The following is an 18611-nucleotide window of genomic DNA, read 5'->3' as shown; positions in this document are numbered from 1 at the left end:
CGCCGCCAGTCTGAGAGGGTGAATCAGACACCAGCCATCCAGCTCACCGACCTGCGGAAGTCGTTCGGCTCGTTGCACGCCGTCAATGGCGTGAGTCTCAGCATCGCGCCCGGCGAGGTCGTCGCGCTGCTCGGGCCGAACGGCGCGGGCAAGTCGACCACCATCGACCTGGCGCTCGGGCTCGCGCATCCGACGTCCGGCACCGCCACCCTGTTCGGGGAGAGCCCGCGCAGCGCCATCGAGCAGGGGAGGGTCGGGGCGATGCTGCAGGGCGGCGCGCTGCTGCCGACGCTCACCGTTGCACAGTCGGTCGCGCTCGTCGCCGCGGCGCACGCGCATCCGCTCAGCGTCGAGGAGGCGCTCGAACGGGCGCGGTGCACCGAGATCGCCAAGCAGAAGGTCAGCAAGCTGTCCGGCGGGCAGATGCAGCGGGCGCGGTTCGCGGTCGCGGTGGTCTCCAACCCGGACCTGCTGTTCCTCGACGAGCCGACCGCGGCGATGGATGTGGAGGCCAGGCGCACCTTCTGGCAGTCGATGCGCGAGTTCACCGACGAAGGACGCACCGTCGTCTTCGCCACCCACTACCTCGACGAGGCGGACACGTACGCCGACAGGATCGTGATGCTCTCGAAGGGCGTCGTCGTCGCCGACGGCACGCCCAACGAGGTGAAGGCGGTCGTGTCCGGGCGCCGGATCCGCACATCCATCGACTTCGACTGGACCGACGCGGCACGGGATGCGCTCGGCCGCCTCCCCGGCGTCCGCTCGCTCGACCACCGTTCCGGCCAGCTCACCATCGTCAGCGACGACTCCGACGCCACCCTGCGCGCCCTGCTCGCCGCACACGACGACATCCACGACATCGAGGTCACGGCGCACACGATGGACGACGCGTTCCTCGCCCTCACCGAAGGCGCGACGGGCCTGGCAGGCACCGCACCCACCACCGACACCATCACGAACGGAGCACTCCGATGAGCATCGCCTACCTCGGGCTGGAATCCTTCCGCCAGCTCAAGAACGCCCGCTCGATGATCTTCACCCTCGCCGTCCCGCTCATCATGCTGGTCGCGTTCGGCGGCAGCTTCGGCGGCAGCGGGCAGGTGGACCCGGTGACGAAGCTCCCGTGGATCGTGGTCACCACCATCCAGGTCGCCAGCTACGGCGGGATGATGGCGGCGCTGTCCCAGGCGTTCAACATCGTCACCGAGCGTTCGATCGGCTGGAATCGTCAGCTGCGAATCACGCCGCTGACCGGCACCGGCTACCTAGTCTCCAAGGCGATCACGGCGATGCTGATGGCGCTGGTGTCCATCGTGGTCATCTTCACCGTGTCCGAACTGCTCTACCACCCGCCGCTCTCCCTCGGGAACTGGCTCACGACCGGGCTCGCCATCTGGTGCGGGGTCATCCCGTTCGCGCTGCTCGGCATCCTGATCGGCCAGTTCGCCAAGCCGGAGTTCGCGCAGCCGCTCTTCATGGCGGTGTTCATGGGGATGGCCGTGCTGGGCGGCCTGTGGGTTCCGCTGCAGATCTTCCCCGCCTGGGTGGCGAACGTCGCCCAGATCGTCCCGTCGTACTGGCTCAACAGGATCGGCCAGATGGGCGCCCACCAGAGCGGCGACATCCTCTCGCCCGCCCTCGTGCTGGCCGGCTGGACCATCGCCCTCGGTGCGTTCATCATCTGGCGCTACCGGCGGGATGCCGCGCGCAGCTGACGGCGTGCGGCCTAGGCTGGTGAGCGTGCAGAGCACAGAGAGCGGCCGCCCGGCCGGAGTCGTCCCGCGCCTCACCCACCCGGCCGCACGCCGCTGGTATCCCGGGGCCATGATCGGCCTGCTCTACCAGATCTCGGTGCTGGTCGGCCTGTGGACGGCGGTGGGCGACACCGCCACGAAGGTCACGGCGACCGCGCTGCTCGTGGTCGTCTACGTCGGCTTCCTGCTCCTTCCCCCACTGCTCTGGTGGGAGAGCGAACGGGTGCGGCTGACCGGGGTCGGCGTGTACTTCGCGTTCACCTGCCTGCTGTTCCCGTTCATCGGGACGGCGACCACCTGGACCTGGGTGTACGTCGCCTGCGCGGCGGGGATGGTGCTGACCAGCGCGAGGACATCGATCATCATCATCGGGACCATCGGCGCGCTGCAGCTGGCCATCATCTTCCTCGCCGGCGAGTTCGACGACAGCTGGTACATCGCCCTCGTGACCGTGTCCATCGGGGTGATGATGTCGGCGTTCTCCCGCCAGATCGCGTCACTGCGGGCGCTGAGGGAGGCGCAGGGCGAGATCGCCAGGCTGGCCGTGATCGAGGAGCGCGCCCGGTTCTCGCGGGACATGCACGACGTGCTCGGGCACTCGCTCACCGTCGTCACGGTGAAGTCGGAACTGGCCAGGAGACTCGTCCCGCTCGACCCGGCCAGGGCGGAGGACGAGATCGCGGACATCGAGCGCCTGGCCAGGTCGGCGCTCGCCGACCTGCGCGCCGCCGTCGCGGGCTACCGCGAGATGAGCCTGTCGACCGAGCTGGCCGCTGCGCAGGCTGCGCTCGCCGCCGCCGACATCGAGGCGCACCTGCCGCGCAACGGAGACGGCGTCGACCCCGAGCTGCGGGAACTGTTCGGCTGGGTGCTGCGCGAAGGCGTCACCAATGTGATCCGGCACTCCGGGTCGCGCAACTGCTGGGTGACGGTGACCGAAGACAGGCTGGAGATCGACGACGACGGCCGGGGGATGGCCGGGGTCGGCGCCGTGGGACCTGGCTCGGCGGCGGACCAGCGGGCGCCGGGAGGCGTGGCGCTCCCGTCCGCGGGCGGCAACGGGCTCGACGGACTGATCGCGCGGGCCCGCCCGGTCGGGGCCAGGGTGCTGGTGAGTGCCAGCCCCCACGGCGGTGTGCGCCTCACGGTGCGGAAGGCGGAAGCGTGACAGAACCCATCCGGCTGCTGCTGGCCGACGACCAGGCGCTCGTGCGGGGTGCGCTCGCCGCCCTGCTCGACCTCGAACCGGATCTCACGGTGGTCGCCCAGGTGGGACGCGGCGACGAGGTGGTGGATGCGGCGCGAGCGTCGGCGGCGCAGGTCGCGCTCCTCGACGTGGAGATGCCGGGCCTGGACGGGATCCAGGCTGCCGCGGCACTGCGGGCTCAGTATCCGGACTGCCGGTCGCTGATCGTCACGACGTTCGGGCGGCCGGGCTACCTGCGGCGCGCGATGGAGGCGGGCGCATCCGGGTTCGTGGTGAAGGACACGCCGTCCGGGCAGTTGGCCGACGCCGTGCGGCGGGTGGCTCAGGGGTTGCGGGTGGTCGATCCGACGCTGGCGGCGGAGTCGCTGGCGTCGGGAACGTCGCCGCTCACGCCGCGCGAGACGGAGGTGCTGTCCGTGGCCGCCCGGGGAGGGAGCGTCACCGATATCGCACGGGAGCTGCACCTCAGCGAGGGAACGGTGCGCAATCACCTGTCGAACGCGATCGGGAAGACGGGCGCGCGAAACCGCTCGGAAGCGGCGACGATCGCGGCCTCACAGGGGTGGTTGTGAGGTGCGGGAGCCGGCCGTGATGCACGACATCCGCCGGGGCCGTCAGGCGCGCTTCGGCGTTTCCTCGTCTTCGTAGTCGTCCTTGTAGCCCTCGGGCTCGTAGTCCGCCCACTTCTCGTACTGCTCGTCGTTGTGAGAGTGTCCCGTCAGCTCACGTTCGAGCGCGTCGTAGTTCACGTTCGGGCTGAATGACTTCAACTCGCGCGCGATCTTGGTGTGCTTTGCCTTTTGACGGCCGCGCCCCATGCGTGACCCCCTTACGGTGCCAGGCCGGGTAGGAGATGAGCCACCCGGGAATCCGAACATGAACGTGAAAACTAGCGTCTAGTTTAGCATGTAGGACCTGAGTGGCCCTTAGTTCGCGCACAGCGAGACATGATGGGATGGGCGCGTGACAACGACGAGGACCGACACTCAGGTGGCGATCATCGGCGCAGGCCAGGCAGGTCTCGCTGTCGCCTACTATCTTCGCCGGTTCGAGCTGACTCCCGGCACCGATTTCATCGTCTACGACCGCGGTCCGTCCACGGGCGGAGCGTGGCAGCACCGCTGGGATGCACTGAAGCTCGGCAGCGCTCACCACGTCAACGATCTGCCGGGGATGGCCGAGCTCGGCATCAGCTTCGAGACCGCGGACAGGTCGCTCCCGGCCAAGGACATCGTCGCCGGCTACTACCGGCGATACGAGGAGCATTTCGGGCTGGACGTCCAGCGTCCCGTCACCGTGACGAGCGTGTTCGACCGCGGGGCAGACCTGATCGTGCAGCACACCCGCGGCGAGACGGCGACACGGATGGTGGTCAACGCATCCGGCACCTGGGGCGCGCCGTTCGTGCCGTACTACCCGGGGATGAACGCGTTCGCCGGGCGGCACGTGCACACCTCGGGCTATCTGGCGGCCGAGGAGTTCGCCGGGCAGTCCGTGGTGGTGGTCGGAGGAGGGACGTCGGCGATCGGGTTCCTGCTGGAGCTCGAGAACGTGGCGGATGCGGTCGTCTGGGCCACCCGCAGGCCGGTCGAGTTCAAGGACGAGTCCGAGCTGACCATCGAGGGCGGCGTCGCGGCGGTGGCCGCACAGGATGCTGCCGCCCGCGCAGGCGGGGCGCTGCCCAGCATCGTGAGCGGCACGGGCGTCCCTCGCACCAGGCGCATCGCCTCCGGGATCTCGCGCGGGCTGCTCGTCGAGCGGCCGATGTTCGCCGCCATCGAGCGGGACGGCGTGCGCTGGGGCGACGGCTCCTTCACGCGCGCGGACGCGATCATCTGGGCCACCGGCTTCCGCCCGGAGCTGCGTCACCTGGCGCCGCTGCGGCTGCGCGAGAAGTCCGGAGGGCTGACCGTCGCATCGGGTGCGTCGTGGCAGGACCCGCGCATCTTCCTGGCCGGATACGGCCCGCAGGCGAGCACCATCGGCGCGAACCGCGCCGGGCGCGTGATCGCCAGGCAGATCATGGCGCAGCTGTAGGAGCCCCGCCGGAGGCTCCCACAGCTGCGCTCAGCTGCTCAGCGCCTCAGCTCCGCGTGACCACCCCGGCGTCGTCGACCGCGATGCTCACCGGTTCCCCGGCGAACCGGAGCCCGGAGACCTCGATGGTGCCCACGCCGGGCACTGGGGAGACCGAGAGGGTTCCGGCGCGCGCGTCGGCGCGGAGGCCGAGCCGCGCTCCGAGCACGGCGACCGCCGCCGCTGCCGACCAGGCCTGCGGACGGCACGCGGCGGGGTACGGGATGGGGGTCGCGGTCAGCGTCGCCGGGTCGCCGGAGTGCAGCTCGGGCATCCGGTAGCCGAAGCCCTCCGCGGCGGCGAGCAGGCCGCTCGCGAGCGCCTCCGCCTCGGCCGTGTGGCCCTCGCGGGCGAGTCCGGTGATGACGATGGCCGTGTCGTGCGCCCACACCGAGCCGCCGTGGTAGCTCAGCGGCCAGTATCCCCCGGACGCCGACGACATGGTGCGCAGCCCGTAGCCCGAGTTCAGCTCGGGGGAGGCCAGACGGCGGGCCACCAGTGCGGCCTGGTCCGGGGTGAGGATGCCCGTGCCGAGAAGGTGCCCGATGTTGCTGGTGACGGTGTCGACCTTGCGCTTGGCGCTGTCGAGGGCGATCGCCGGGTATGCGCCGTCGGGGTCGTCGATCCAGAAGGACGCGGCGAAGCGCTCTTTGAGCTCGGCGGCCCAGGTGCGCCACTCGTCGGCGCCGGAGCGGCCGAACGCCTCGAGCAGCTCCGCGCCGCCCACGGCCGCCTCGTAGGCGTATCCCTGCACCTCGCAGAGCGCGATGGGTCCGTCGGCGAGGGTGCCGTCCATCCACTGGATGGAGTCGCCCGAGTCCTTCCAGCCCTGGTTGGCGAGGCCGTGGCCGGTGGTGTCGACGTATTCGAGGAAGCCGTCTCCGTCGCTGTCGCCGTAGTCGCGCATCCAGGCGAGGGCGGCCTCCAGGTGCGGCAGCAGGGCTTCGACCTCGGCGGCGGGCATGCCCCAGGTCCACGCGTCGTGGAGCAGCGTGACCCAGAGGGCCGTCGCATCCACGGTGCCGTAGTAGAGCGGGGGAAGCACGACGCCCTCGCCGGGGATGGTCAGCGCGGCGGGGCGGAGCTCGTGCATGATCTTGCCCGGCTGCTCCGCAGTGGCGTTCACGGTCTCGGTGCCCTGCATCGCGGCGAGTACGCGCAGCGTGGAGGCGGCGATGTCGGTGCCGAGCGGCAGGAGCATCCTGGCCGCCCAGAGGGAGTCGCGGCCGAACAGCGTGAAGAACCAGGGGGCGCCCGCCGCGAGGAAGACGTCCTCCGGGCGGTCGGTGGTGGACATGCGCAGCGCCTGCAGATCGCCGAGCGCGCGGTGCAGCCAGGCGGCGAGGCGGGAGTCGCCCGTCGCGGCGGTGAACGATGCCCAGTCCTGCGACGGCTCCGCCCCGGCGACCACGGCCGTCGGGTCGTCGACCTCGATGCGCCAGGTGAACGTGACGGCGCTGTGCGCGGGGATCTCGGCGGTCCAGGTCAGCGTCGCGGAGACGTCGTCCGCCGCGGCGTCACCGACCGAGATGGCGGCAGCCGGCGCGACCACGGTGGCGGCGACCACTCCGGATGCGAACGTCACGCCGTCCGCCGTGGCTGTCGCGACGACGGGATGCTCGCTGCCGGTCAGTCCGGCCTTCACCACCTGCATCGGGCTGAAGTCGGCGAGCAGCGACACCCCGACGGTGGGCTGGACGGCCGTGGACAGCGCATTGCTGACGGTGATCGACTCCACCAGGGAACCGGCGTCGACCCTCCTGGTGCGGTCGATGCGCACGCGGGGGTCGGCGGTGTGGTCGTCGATGCCGCGGGCGAGGGAGGTGAACACGGCCGTCGCCGCGTCGGGGGAGCCCGTGGCGATGTGCTCCGGCGTCGCGCCGTCGATGGTGAGCCCGATTCCGCCGAGGACCCGCAGGTCCGAGTGGTAGAAGCCGTGGATGCCCCGGCCGTCGACGGTGCCGTCTGCTGTGGACCACGCCTGGCTGGGCGCGGTGAGCACCACGACACTGTCGTGCAGTAGGGGTTGGAGCGGCTGGGTCATCGTGGCGTTCACGCCTCCTCGGAGTGGGGGTTGTCTGATGGTCTGGTCGAAGTGAGTGTGCGCGGCACGATCCTGCTCTCGCGGACGCCCGGCGAGGACGGGTCGGCGCTCGCCGTGTCACGCTCGACGCGCCAGGCGAAACGTCCGGGCTGCTCGGCGATCACCTCGACGAGGCGGGTGCCCTCGTAGACGAGGCCGACCCCCTCGTCGAGCGCGTAGCCGTCCGGCAGGACCCCGGCGGCGACCGCCGCGCGGTGGGCAACCCTGCGGTTCGGGTCGGAGTCGTAGTGCACGCCGAGGGAGCCGGGCAGCAGGCCCAGCCCGTCCGGAACCGCGCCGATCTGCGGGCCGAACGACGATGTCGTCCCTCCGCTGTGCCAGCAGAGCGCACCCGCCGACCCTCCTGCGAGCACGACGCCGGCCTCCCAGGCTTCGCGGACGACCGCATCCAGTCCGTGGGCGCGCCACACGGCCAGAAGGTTGACGAGGCTGCCTCCGCTCACCCAGACCACGTCCTGAGACAGGAGGTGCGCGCGCACGTCCTCCACGTTCGGGTGGGGGAAGAGACGCAGGTGCCCGGCGTCGACGCCCGCGAGCCGCGCGGCCTCGAGTTCGGTGCCCTCGATCTGGCGCTGGTCTCCGCCCGCCGTGTTGACGTGCGTGACCCGCGGACGACGGCCGGAGACCCGGGCGAGCGACACGGCGTGCTCGATCAGCGGGCCGTAGACCGCGTCGGTCCAGGTGCCGGGGGTGAGGCCGCCGCAGGTGGCGACGATGGTGGGCGCTGCGGCGGTCACTCCTTCACCGCCCCTTCGCTGGTGTTCATGATGCGCCGCTGGAAGATGAAGAACAGCACGGCAACCGGGATGGTCATGATCGCCGCCGCCGCGAGCTTGATCGGGTACTGGCTGCCCTGGCTCAGCTGCCCGCTCGCCAGCCCGGCGACGCCCTTGGTCAGCGTGGTCAGCGACGGATCCTGGGTGGACACGATGAAGTGCGCGAGTTCGTTCCACGACCCCTGGAACGACAGGATGACGATGGTGATGAGTGCCGGCCTCGCCATCGGAAGCACGATCGACCAGAACACCCGGAAGGTGCCGGCGCCGTCGATGCGCGCCTGCTCCTCGACGCTCGCCGGGATGGACTCGAAGAAGTTCTTCATGATGAACACCCCGGCCGCATCCGTCAGCAGCGGGATGATCATGCCCGCGTACGAGTCGTAGATCCCGAGCTGGTTGATGACCAGGAACTTCGGGATGAGCAGCACGACGACCGGCACGGACATCACGGCCACGAGCCCGGCGAACACCACGCCGCGGCCCCGGAAGTGCAGGCGGGCGAGCGCGTAGCCGGCCAGCGAGTTGAAGAACACGCGCCCCGCCGTGACGAACACGGTGACGATGATCGAGTTCTTGAACCAGGTGGGGAAGTCGGAGTTGAGGAAGAGCTTCGTGTACGCGGCGGTCGTCCAGGTCTCCGGGATCAGGGACACCGGGTTGGCCGTCGCGTCCGCGTCCGTTTTGAACGAGGTGGCCAGCTGGATGAGGAACGGCGCGATGTAGATGACGGCGATGACCACGAGGATCGCGTACGTGATCGACGACGCGACGACGGAGCCGGTGGACCGCTGCCGCTGAGGGCGGAGCGGGGGCTGCGCGTTCGCGAGGGTGCCGACGGCGATGGTGTTCGCGGCATCGGAGGTGGTGGTCCCGGCGGTCATCGGCGGACTCCTCTGCTGTCTGCACTGCTGTCTGCGTTGCCGTCTGCCGACTGGGCAGGCTGTGACGACGCCGTCACGGCCGGCTGGTACAACCGCATCCGGCGCTTGGACACGGTGCGTTCGCGCAGCACCCAGCGCTGGAAGATGGTGAAGACCACGATGATGACGAACAGGATGAACGCGATGGCGGCGCCCTGGCCCCAGTCCTGGTCGACGAACGAGCTCTTGTATGAGAGGTACGCCGGCGTCAGCGTCGTCTTGCCCGGCGCGCCTCGCGTGCCGGTGTAGATGGCGTCGAAGACCTGCCAGCACCCGATCAGTCCGAGGGTGAGCACCGTGAACAGCGTCGGGCGGAGCTGCGGGAGCGTGATGCGCCAGAACCGCTGCCAGCCGTTCGCGCCGTCCATCATCGCCGCCTCCGTGATGTCGCCGCCGAGGTTCTGCAGCGCGGCGATGAACAGCAGCATGAACGTGCCGCTCGTGGTGAAGACGGCCATGATGACGAACGCGCTCATCGCGACGGACGGACCGCCGAGCCAGTCCCACCAGGAGACGCCGAGGAGGGTGTTCTGGGTGAGAGCGCTCGGCCCCTGCTTCACGCCGAACAGCCCGAGGAAGTTGTGCACGATGCCGTCTGGATCGTTGAACCAGTTGGGTCCGTTGATGCCGACCCAGGAGAGCACCTTGTTCACGGCGCCCGTCGTGCTGAACAGGAACAGCCAGAGCACCGTGATCGCGACCGAGCTGGTCACGGACGGGAAGTAGAAGGCGGTGCGGAAGAAGCCGCGTCCGCGCAGGATCGCCCGGTTGACCAGCACGGCCAGCCCGAGGGCGACGGCGGTCTGGATGGGGACCACCAGCACCACGTACCAGGCGTTGTTCTTGAGCGACATGCCGAAGTCCTGCTCGGCCAGTCCGCCTCCGGAGAGGATCGCCTGGTAGTTCTCGAAGCCCACGAAGTGGACCCCGGAGGAGAAGGGGCTGCCCCGGCCTCCCCAGTCGGAGAAGCTCACCCACAGTGCCATGAGCACGGGGACGACGAGGAAGACCCCGAGGAGGAGGATGACCGGGGCGGTGAACAACCACCCCGAGGCGGCCTCGCCGCGCCGGATTCCGGAACGGCGAGACCGACTCGTGGTTTGCGACATTGTGCTTGGCTCTCGGCTACTCGGCTACTTCAGGAGGGCTTCGAGGTTCTTCTGCGTCGCATCCAGGATCGCCTTCGGGTCACCGGTCGACAGCGATTCGAGCTTGCTGTTGAGGTCGGTGACGACGTCGGCTGCTCCCTTGGCCGTCGGAACGCCCTTGGCGTAGTCGGCGGCGTTCAGGAACGGGACGAGGTCCGGGTTCTGCGACTTCCACTCGTCGGCGGCCGACTTGATCGACGGCATCGGGCCGAACGCCTTGGAGAAGGCGAGCTGGTCGTCCTTGCTGGTCAGCTTCTCGACGAGCTTCAGCGCCGCCGCCTGGTTGGGGCTGTCGGCTGCGATGCCCCAGCAGTTGGTGAACTGCAGGGTGCCGTTGCCGGCCGGGCCCTTCGGCAGCTCGACGACCTTGTACTTGATGTTCGGGAAGTCGGACGAGAGCGCGCCGGTGATCCAGTTGCCCTCGATGGTCATCGCGGCCAGGCCCTTGCCGAACGCCTCGCCGCCCCAGCCGGCTCCGAGGTCCTTCGCGTACTTGAGGTCGCCGTCGTTGAGCAGCGTCTTGACGTAGTCGAGCGCCTTGACGTTGGCGTCGCTGTTGGCGGTGGCCTTGGTGCTGTCGTCGTTCATCAGGTTGCCGCCCGCCTGGGTCATGAACGACCCGATGCGCGCGTACTCGCCGGAGATGCCGAGGCCGACGTGGCCGGCGCCGGTGAGCTTCTTGGAGACGGCCTGCAGCTGGTCCCACGTCTTCGGGATGTCGCTGTCGGTGAGGCCCGCGGCCGACCACATGTCGGTGTTGATGATCAGCTGCAGCGTGGAGAAGTCCTTCGGTGCGCAGTAGAACTTGCCGTCGTAGGTGAACGACTTCACCAGGCTCGGGTAGAAGTCGCTCTTGTTGGAGAGCTGGTCTCCGTATGCGAGCAGCGAGCCGTTGGAGGCGTACCCGGCCAGCGCATCCGTCGACAGGTAGAAGACGTCGGCGGGCTTCTTCGCCGCGAAGCCCTGGGACAGCTGCTGGTTGAGGTCGCTCGCCGCCACGACGGACGCCTTGGTGCCGTCGCTCTTCGACCAGTCGGCGACGGCCGACTTGACCGCGGCGGTCTCCGCGTCTCCCGACGAGCCGATCATGACGGTCAGGGCCTTGTCGGACGACGTGAGCTTGCCGGACGAGTCGTCTCCGCTCCCTCCGCTGAAGCCGGAGCCGCAGGCGGTGAGGGCGAGGGCGGTCGCGACGGCGACGGCGCCGCCGGCAAGCCACCGGTGTGAAGGTCGTTGCATGTGTTCTCTCCTTGGTGTGAGTGCGCCCGTCGTCGGACGCACAGGGGGGTCAGGCGGGGAAGGGACGGGTGTGGGCGCCCGGGTGGGCGGAACTGAGCTGGCTGCCGGGGCGGCCGGGATCGGCAGGGCAGACGGGACGGGAGGGATGCGGGGCGATCGTCGCGGGCATCGGACCTCCTTGGTCTGTCGAACGGGTTTGATCGATCAAATTTTGCACTGCTAGATTGTGTTTTGAACGATCAAATCGGGGTGCTGCCAACATAACCACCGCGTTCCCGACGTGTCAAGCGGCGCCACGCTAGGGTCTTATCCAGTCGACGGAGAGGAGAGACATGGGTGCTCAACCCACGGTCAGCGACGTCGCCGACGTCGCAGGCGTCTCCCGCCAGACCGTCTCCAACGTCCTCAACTCCCCGCAACTCGTCCGCCCCGAGACCAGGGAACGCGTCCAGGCCGCCATCGCAGAACTCGGCTACCGGCCGCACGCCTCCGCCCGGCGCCTGCGCACCCAGAAGAGCTCCACCATCGGCATCCGCCTCGACCCGATCACCACGGACGGCATCTCCGGCAGCATCCTGGACAGGTTCCTGCACGCGCTCACCGAGCAGGCCGACCGGATGAACCTGCGCGTGCTGCTGTTCACCGCATCCGGGCCGGAGGGGGAGATCGAGCAGTTCCGCCGGCTCAGCGACGGCGCAGACGTGGACGCGTTCGTACTCACTTCCACCTTCCACGGCGACCCGCGCACCGAGTGGCTGATCGAGCACGGCCAGTCGTTCGTCACCTTCGGTCGGCCGTGGGGCATCGACGACATGGCGGACCCGCAACACCTCTGGGTCGACGTCGACGGCTCGTCCGGGCTGCGCGATGCCACCGCATACCTGCTCGGCACCGGGGCGCGCCGCATCGGCTTCGTCGGCTGGCCGAGCGGTTCGGGGACGGGCGACGACCGCCGCCGCGGCTGGCTCGACGCCATGCGCCCGGGGAGCGGCCTGGGCGACGACGACCTCGCCTCCCTCGAGGTCGCCGCGGAAGACGGCGTCACCTTCGGCGCGGACGCCATGCGTCGCCTCGAGCGCGCAGCAGGCACCGTGGATGCGGTGGTCTGCACGAGCGACTCCCTCGCCCTCGGCGCGCTCATGGCCACGGCGGGCCGGATTCCGGTGGTCGGCTACGACAACACGCCGGTCGCCGCATCCCTCGGCTTCTCGAGCGTCGAGCAGCCGCTCGACGAGGTGGCGGCGGGCGTCCTCGACCTGCTGACCGGCACGCACGGCGGACGCGTGCATCCCGGGTCGTCGACCGCCGACCCGATGCACAGGCTCGTCGCTCCCCACCTGGTGGTGCGAGACGGCCCGACCGTGATCACGGCCGCTCGCTGACGCCGTGCAGTATCCCGAAATACGCGTGTAACGCTCCGTCGGCGACACTGGAGATATGCCTCCACAAGAGTCTCTGCTGGATGCGCCACAAGCGCGTCGCCTCCCCGTCACCGTCTCCATCACCCGCCGCGTCGACAGCACCCGCCTGCCGGACGTGACCCGCTGGGTGCAATCCGGCGTGAACATCGCCAACACCTACGAGGGCTTCCTCGGCTCCGGCTGGGTGCGTGCCGCCCACGACTCGGACGAGTGGCACATGCTCTACCGCTTCGCCGACGATGCGGCACTGGACGCCTGGGAGGGCTCGGAGGACCGCGCCGCCTGGCTGTTCGAGGGCCGCGAACTGGTCGAGCTCTCGCGGGTGGAGCGCCGCACGGGCATCGAGGGCTGGTTCGACCAGCCGCAGCACCAGACGCAGGGCGCAGACGCTCAGGATGCGCCAGACCGCCTCGCCCCGACCTCCCCGCCGCGCTGGAAACAGGCCGTGACCATCTGGCTCGGCTTCTTCCCGCTGTCGCTGCTGTTCACGTTCCTGGTGACCACCTTCGTCCCGTTCTGGCACCAGCTCTGGCTTCCGGCCACGGTGCTGATCACCACGCTGTGCCTTACCCCGACGATGACGTACCTCCTGCTCCCGCTGGTCACGCGCATCCTGCACCCGTGGCTGCAGCGACCCCGCCGCTGACGGCTTCCGCCGGTTGTGGCCGTTGATCGCCGCCCGCCAGGCTTGTCCGTTCGGGCGGAGTTCGCGTGCGCTGATCCTCCTTTCTCCGCCCCAACGGAACTCCCGTCGGCGCGTCGCGGCGGAGTTCCGCACGAACGGAGAACGTGGATGGGCGCAGGCCGCCGAGTGTGCCGGAGGAAGTCTCGCGCGACACGCCGGGCAAGGTTCCGTTCGGGCGGAAAGATCGGGCCCGGATGTGGCTTTTCTCCGTTCGAACGCAGAATCCGGCCCCGATGGGGCGGCTTTTCCGTTTGGGCGGATAACCCGCTCCCGTTGCGGCGGGTCGACGTTCGAGCGGAGGAAGCGGGGCGAGGTCCGCGCTCAGGGGGAACCCTGACCGCACCCTGAATCCGCTCTGTTTTCGCCGCATCCACTTGCGCCGCCCGCAGACGCGATATATCGTGACCTTGTCAACAACGCGATATATCGCGAATCACCGAGGGTCCGCTCAGCGGGCACCGACCGGCGGACGGCGGCAGCGGTCCGCGAACGAAAGCACTCAGGAGCACGCAATGACACAAGACAAGTGGCTGATCCAGCCCGGCGAGAGCAAGACCATCGACGTCGAGCTCGTCCGATCCCTCAAGGCCGGCTTCATCGCAGGACAGGTCGACATCATCGGGCACGACGAGCAGGGAGCGCGGGTCGAGGTCCACTCGGTCACCGGCCGCGACCTCAAGATCACGCTCGACGGCGACCGTCTCGAAATCGATCACCCGCAGCTGCGCTGGGACAACTTCATCGAGGTGTTCAAGTCGATGCGGGACAACGCCAGGGCCGAGGTCAGCGTGCTCGTGCCGCGCGATGTCGCGCTGAAGCTCGGCGTCGTCTCCGCCACGGCGCTCGTCGCGGGCCTCGAGACCGACGCGAAGCTCAGCACCGTCTCCGGCGACATCGTCGTCGACGGCGTCACGGGCGACATCGAGCTCAACAGCGTCAGCGGAGAGCTCTCCGCCCGCGACCACTCCGGCCGCATCTTCGCGCACACCGTGTCCGGCGACGTGACGGCATCCGGTCGCATCCCGAAGTTCACGGTCGACAGCGTCTCCGGCAACGTGATGGTGGATGTGGTCGGCACGCCGGACGAGATCTCCAGCAACACGGTCTCCGGCGACCTGACCATCCGCGTCCCGGAGGCGCTCGGCGCGCGCTACCGGGTCAACACGATCTCCGGCAAGGTGCAGCTCGACAACACCTTCATCCACGGGATGCCCGGCAAGACGTACCAGGGCACCTCCGGCTCACTCGACGGCACCTGGATGGACGTCAATGCCAACTCGGTGTCCGGGAACGTCTACGTGCTGCGCAGCGCGCCGACCGGCACGGGCGCCGGCACAGACGCACCCGCCGACTCGGCTGCCGGCTCCGATCAGAACGGGGCGTCGGCGTGACCCCCGTGTTCGCGCACGGGAGTCTGCGCCTCTACCTGCTCAGCCTCCTCGCGGAGTCGCCCCGGCACGGCTACGAGCTCATCCAGGCGCTCAGCGACCGCTTCGGCGGCACGTACAGCCCGAGCGCAGGGACCATCTACCCGCGGCTCGCGAAGCTCGAGGAGGAGGGCCTGGTGACCAAGGCGGCGGAGGGCAGGAAGACCGTCTACGCGATCACCGACGCCGGCCGGGCAGAGCTCGCGGAGCGGGAGCACGAGCTCGACGCGATCGAGGACGAGGTCACCGACTCCGTCCGTCGTCTCGCCGACGAGGTGCGCGCCGGCGTCAACGAGGCGATGCGTTCGCTCCGCGCCGACCTGGCCTCGGCGGCACGGGATGCGAGCAGAGGCCCGCGCATCGACGTGCGGCAGGAGGCGCGCGACGCCGGGCGGGATGCGCGGCAAGCGGCGAACGCGGCGGCCCGGGATGCCGAGGCGGCGCTGAACGAGTTCCGTCAGCAGCTCCGCACCGACTTCCGGTCGCAGGCGGCGCGCGGCGACATCCCGGATGGGGTGGTGCCGCAGCTGAAGTCCGAGCTCGCGCGCGTGCGCGCCACGGTGCTGGAGGCCCTGGGCCGCCGCTGAGCGGACGCCGGACGCGCGTCTCGACACGCCGTCCCCTCTCTGCACACAGCCACACTCAGCGAAAGCGCGTCCGACACTCAGGTGCGGGCGCGCTTTCCGTGTTTCCGGCGTGTTTCCAGGGGTTTTGCTTTCATTTCGGGCGGCTGAAAGCGCAGACACAATCCTTTGCAGAACCGCAAGCATCGGGTGCCGCGACGCGCCGACTTGACAGCGGTTTGGCAGCGAGTAGTGTCGAGGCTCGTGACAAATGAGGGGAGATCCCCGAAGCGGTGGTTGATCGGCGACCCGCTTCCGAGCGAAAAGCTCGAAGGACAGCTACTCCCGAAGCACCTCGCCCTACCCATCTTCGCCTCCGACGCACTGTCGAGCGTGGCGTACGCTCCGCAGGAACTCCTGATGATCCTGCTCATCGGCGGACTCGCGTTCCTGAGCTTCGCCCCGTGGGTCGCCGCAGCGGTCGTCGTGCTCCTCATCACCGTCGTGCTGAGCTATCGCCAGCTGGTCAAGGCGTACCCGTCCGGCGGCGGGGACTACGAGGTCGCGCACAAGAACCTCGGTGAGAAGGCCGGCCTGGTGGTCGCCTCCGCGCTGCTCGTCGACTACGTGCTCACCGTGGCCGTGTCCGTCGCATCCGGTGTGGACAACATCATCTCGGCGCTGCCGTTCCTGTCCAACTGGCGGGTCGAGCTTGCCGTGCTCTTCGTCATCGTCATCGCTGCGGTGAACCTCCGCGGCGTGCGGGAGTCGAGCAAGGCGTTCGCCATCCCGACCTACCTCTTCATCGGCAGCATCTTCGTGATGATCGTGACCGCGCTGGTGCGCACCGCGTTCGGGGATGCGCCGGTCGCCGAGTCCGCGAACTTCGAGGTGCACGCCACCAGCCTCACCCAGGCGGCGACGGTGCTCCTGCTCCTGCGCGCCTTCTCCAGTGGATGTTCGGCCCTCACCGGTGTGGAGGCCGTCGCCAACGGCGTGCCGGCGTTCCGCACCCCGAAGATCAAGAACGCCCGCAAGACGCTCGGACTGATGGGCGGCATCGCCATCATCCTGTTCGCCGGGCTCACCACGGTCGCCCTGATCAGCGGCGTGCACTATGCCGAGAACCCCTGCGACCTGCAGGGCTGGGCGCAGTGCGCCACCGAGCCGCAGCGCAGCCTGATCGCCCAGATCGCCGCCGCGACGTTCGGCAACAACACCATCCTGTTCTTCATCGTGCAGGCCGCCACCGCCGTCGTGCTGCTGCTCGCGGCGAACACCGCGTTCAACGGCTTCCCGCTGCTCGGCTCCGTGCTCGCCCGCGACTCGTACGCGCCCAAGTCGCTGAACACCCGCGGCGACCGCCTGGTCTACTCGAACGGCATGATCCTGCTGGCCCTCGCAGCGACCGTGCTGCTGCTGGTCTACCGCGCCAACCTGACCCAGCTCATCCAGCTCTACATCATCGGCGTGTTCGTCTCGTTCACGCTCGGCCAGTCCGGGATGGTCAAGCACTGGATCACCCTGCTGCGGTCCGGGACCGTGAAGCCGCACGAACGGTCGAGCATCGTCCGCTCGCTCTGCATCAACGCGTTCGGCGCGTTCCTCACCGCCGTGGTGCTCATCGTCGTGACGATCACCAAATTCACCCACGGTGCATACCTCGTCTTCATCTTCATGCCCATCCTGTGGCTGCTCATGCTCGGCGTGAACCGCTACTACCGGGACGTGGAGAAGGAGATCGAGGTCGACCCCGTCACCACGTTCGGCAGCCGCGGAGACCACGCGATCGTGCTCGTCGGCAAGATGCAGAAGCCGGCGCTCAAGGCGCTCGACTACGCCATCGCCGCCCGGCACGACTCGATCGAGGCCGTGCACGTGGCGGTCGACGAGGAGTCGACGGAGAAGCTGCAGCAGCAGTGGATCCAGCAGAACATCCACGTGCCGCTGACCATCATCGAGTCCCCGTACCGCGAGTTCGGCCACCCGCTGATCAAGTACCTGAAGCACCGCCGCGAGGAGCACGGCTCCGAAGTGGTGACCGTCTACCTTCCGCAGTACATCGTCGGGCACTGGTGGGAGTCGCTGCTGCACAACCACCGCGCACGGCGCATCCGGCAGCAGCTGCTGCTCTGCCACGGTGTGACCGTCGCGCTCGTGCCGTGGCTGCTCGACTCGTCGTCGCTGATCTACGGCCGCCGCTCCCGCCCGCTTCCCGGTCAGGATCGCCGTGGCGAGCCGGTGCGCCCGGTCGCGCGCCGTCCGCTGGAGCCGGCGTCGAAGCAGCACGGTCATCCTCGCGGCCACGGGACGCCCGCCTCCGCCGGGCAGTCGCCTGCGCCGACGCAGGGCGCGACGGATCAGCAGCCGCAGAAGCCGGTGTCGGAGACGAAGAAGGTCCCGGCCCGCGCCAAGCGTTGATCGCCGCTTGACCTTGACGTAACGTCAACCTCTACCGTGGGCTTCGCACCCCACGAGAGAGAGGAGACGACGATGGACTGGTCCATCCAAGAGATCGCCAGGCTCGCCGGAACGACCAGCAGGACGCTGCGTCACTACGACGACATCGGGCTCCTCCCGCCCAGCAGGATCGGCAGCAATGGCTACCGGTACTACGACAGGGACTCCCTCGTGCGGTTGCAGCGCATCCTGCTGCTCCGCGACCTCGGACTCGGCCTCCCGGCCATCGCCGACGTGCTCACGAACCAGGTGGATGCGATCCCCGCCCTGCACGGCCACCTCGCGTGGCTGCGCGACGAGCGGGAACGGCTGGCGCGGCAGATCGCGTCGGTCGAGACGACCATCCAGGCGATCAGCGAAGGAGAAGACATCTTGGCGGAAGACATGCTCGACGGTTTCGACCACACCCAATACAAGGAGGAGGTGGAGGAGCGCTGGGGCAAGGACGCGTACGCCGCGTCCGACGCGTGGTGGCGCAGCAAGACGCCGGCCGAGCGCGCCGAATGGCAGCGTCTGCAGAAGCAGCTCGCCGCCGACTGGATCGCCGCCGCCGACCGCGGCATCGACCCGGAGGGCGACGAGGCGCAGGCACTCGCCCAGCGCCACGCCGACTGGCTCGGCTCTATCCCCGGCACCCCCGGCAGCGAGAACGGCCGCCCGACGGCCGCCTACCTCACCGGCCTCGGCGAGATGTACGTCGCCGACCCGCGGTTCGCCGCGAACTACGGCGGCGCCGCGGGCGCCACGTTCGTGCGCGACGCGCTGCGCGCGTACGCGGCGCGGCTGTAGGGGGCGGAGTCCGGGTCCCGATCCCGCCCCCAAGTC

At 69.3% G+C, this 18611-nt stretch carries 17 protein-coding genes; 11 read left to right on the top strand and 6 right to left on the bottom strand.

Annotated elements, in window-relative coordinates; all coding sequences use genetic code 11:
- The first annotated feature begins 18 nt into the window (after positions 1-18).
- The 4 genes from HF024_RS17185 to HF024_RS17170 are packed head-to-tail and all read left to right on the top strand — an operon-like array spanning position 19 to position 3536.
- Positions 19-978, top strand: coding sequence for an ABC transporter ATP-binding protein (locus tag HF024_RS17185; RefSeq protein ID WP_168690394.1), 960 nt, complete (start codon positions 19-21; stop codon positions 976-978).
- Positions 975-1718 (top strand): ABC transporter permease, encoded by a 744-nt coding sequence (locus HF024_RS17180; protein WP_085370906.1) that lies wholly within the window; start codon positions 975-977, stop codon positions 1716-1718. The genes HF024_RS17185 and HF024_RS17180 overlap by 4 nt, the downstream gene beginning before the upstream one ends.
- A 25-nt stretch (positions 1719-1743) precedes the next feature.
- Positions 1744-2925, top strand: coding sequence for a histidine kinase (locus HF024_RS17175; RefSeq protein WP_247597173.1), 1182 nt, complete (start codon positions 1744-1746; stop codon positions 2923-2925).
- Complete coding sequence (locus HF024_RS17170) at positions 2922-3536, top strand: response regulator transcription factor (protein ID WP_168690392.1); 615 nt, start codon at positions 2922-2924, stop codon at positions 3534-3536. Before HF024_RS17175 ends, HF024_RS17170 begins: the two co-directional genes overlap by 4 nt.
- A gap of 42 nt (positions 3537-3578) precedes the next feature.
- Here the strand turns inward: HF024_RS17170 and HF024_RS17165 are convergent, their stop codons facing one another.
- Positions 3579-3782 (bottom strand): DUF3073 domain-containing protein, encoded by a 204-nt coding sequence (locus HF024_RS17165; RefSeq protein ID WP_055898390.1) that lies wholly within the window; start codon positions 3780-3782, stop codon positions 3579-3581.
- Between the two features lie 145 nt (positions 3783-3927).
- Between HF024_RS17165 and HF024_RS17160 the strand changes: the two genes are divergently transcribed.
- A complete protein-coding gene (locus HF024_RS17160; RefSeq protein ID WP_168690391.1) occupies positions 3928-5001 on the top strand; it encodes an NAD(P)-binding domain-containing protein in 1074 nt (357 codons plus the stop codon).
- A 46-nt stretch (positions 5002-5047) separates the two neighbouring features.
- Here the strand turns inward: HF024_RS17160 and HF024_RS17155 are convergent, their stop codons facing one another.
- The 5 genes from HF024_RS17155 to HF024_RS17135 are packed head-to-tail and all read right to left on the bottom strand — an operon-like array spanning position 5048 to position 11230.
- On the bottom strand, positions 5048-7096 hold the full coding sequence (locus HF024_RS17155; RefSeq protein WP_348770464.1) for a glycogen debranching N-terminal domain-containing protein: 2049 nt from the start codon (positions 7094-7096) through the stop codon (positions 5048-5050).
- Complete coding sequence (locus tag HF024_RS17150) at positions 7093-7881, bottom strand: Type 1 glutamine amidotransferase-like domain-containing protein (RefSeq protein ID WP_168690390.1); 789 nt, start codon at positions 7879-7881, stop codon at positions 7093-7095. The genes HF024_RS17155 and HF024_RS17150 overlap by 4 nt, the downstream gene beginning before the upstream one ends.
- Positions 7878-8804 (bottom strand): carbohydrate ABC transporter permease, encoded by a 927-nt coding sequence (locus HF024_RS17145; RefSeq protein WP_085370911.1) that lies wholly within the window; start codon positions 8802-8804, stop codon positions 7878-7880. Before HF024_RS17145 ends, HF024_RS17150 begins: the two co-directional genes overlap by 4 nt.
- Complete coding sequence (locus tag HF024_RS17140) at positions 8801-9952, bottom strand: sugar ABC transporter permease (RefSeq protein ID WP_168690389.1); 1152 nt, start codon at positions 9950-9952, stop codon at positions 8801-8803. Before HF024_RS17140 ends, HF024_RS17145 begins: the two co-directional genes overlap by 4 nt.
- A gap of 24 nt (positions 9953-9976) precedes the next feature.
- Positions 9977-11230: an extracellular solute-binding protein gene (locus HF024_RS17135; RefSeq protein WP_085370913.1), complete on the bottom strand. Its 1254-nt coding sequence runs from the start codon at positions 11228-11230 to the stop codon at positions 9977-9979.
- Positions 11231-11562: 332 nt separating this feature from the next.
- Between HF024_RS17135 and HF024_RS17130 the strand changes: the two genes are divergently transcribed.
- From HF024_RS17130 to HF024_RS17105, 6 genes are all read left to right on the top strand, one after another.
- Complete coding sequence (locus HF024_RS17130) at positions 11563-12612, top strand: LacI family DNA-binding transcriptional regulator (protein WP_168690388.1); 1050 nt, start codon at positions 11563-11565, stop codon at positions 12610-12612.
- Between the two features lie 55 nt (positions 12613-12667).
- Complete coding sequence (locus HF024_RS17125) at positions 12668-13297, top strand: antibiotic biosynthesis monooxygenase (protein WP_168690387.1); 630 nt, start codon at positions 12668-12670, stop codon at positions 13295-13297.
- Between the two features lie 551 nt (positions 13298-13848).
- Positions 13849-14727 carry a DUF4097 family beta strand repeat-containing protein gene (locus HF024_RS17120; RefSeq protein WP_168690386.1) on the top strand — a complete coding sequence of 293 codons (879 nt, stop codon included), beginning with the start codon at positions 13849-13851 and terminating at the stop codon, positions 14725-14727.
- On the top strand, positions 14724-15350 hold the full coding sequence (locus tag HF024_RS17115; RefSeq protein ID WP_085371313.1) for a PadR family transcriptional regulator: 627 nt from the start codon (positions 14724-14726) through the stop codon (positions 15348-15350). Before HF024_RS17120 ends, HF024_RS17115 begins: the two co-directional genes overlap by 4 nt.
- Positions 15351-15623: 273 nt before the next feature.
- The gene (locus tag HF024_RS17110; RefSeq protein WP_247597457.1) at positions 15624-17747 is read left to right on the top strand and encodes an APC family permease; all 2124 of its coding nucleotides are present in this window, start codon (positions 15624-15626) and stop codon (positions 17745-17747) included.
- A 72-nt stretch (positions 17748-17819) separates the two neighbouring features.
- The gene (locus HF024_RS17105) at positions 17820-18575 is read left to right on the top strand and encodes a MerR family transcriptional regulator (RefSeq protein ID WP_168690385.1); all 756 of its coding nucleotides are present in this window, start codon (positions 17820-17822) and stop codon (positions 18573-18575) included.
- Positions 18576-18611: the final 36 nt, after the last annotated feature.

It is taken from the genome of Leifsonia sp. PS1209 (assembly GCF_012317045.1).
GTDB lineage: Bacteria > Actinomycetota > Actinomycetes > Actinomycetales > Microbacteriaceae > Leifsonia.
Note: the sequence above shows the minus strand (reverse complement) of the source record. Positions and strands in the feature narration are given on the sequence as shown.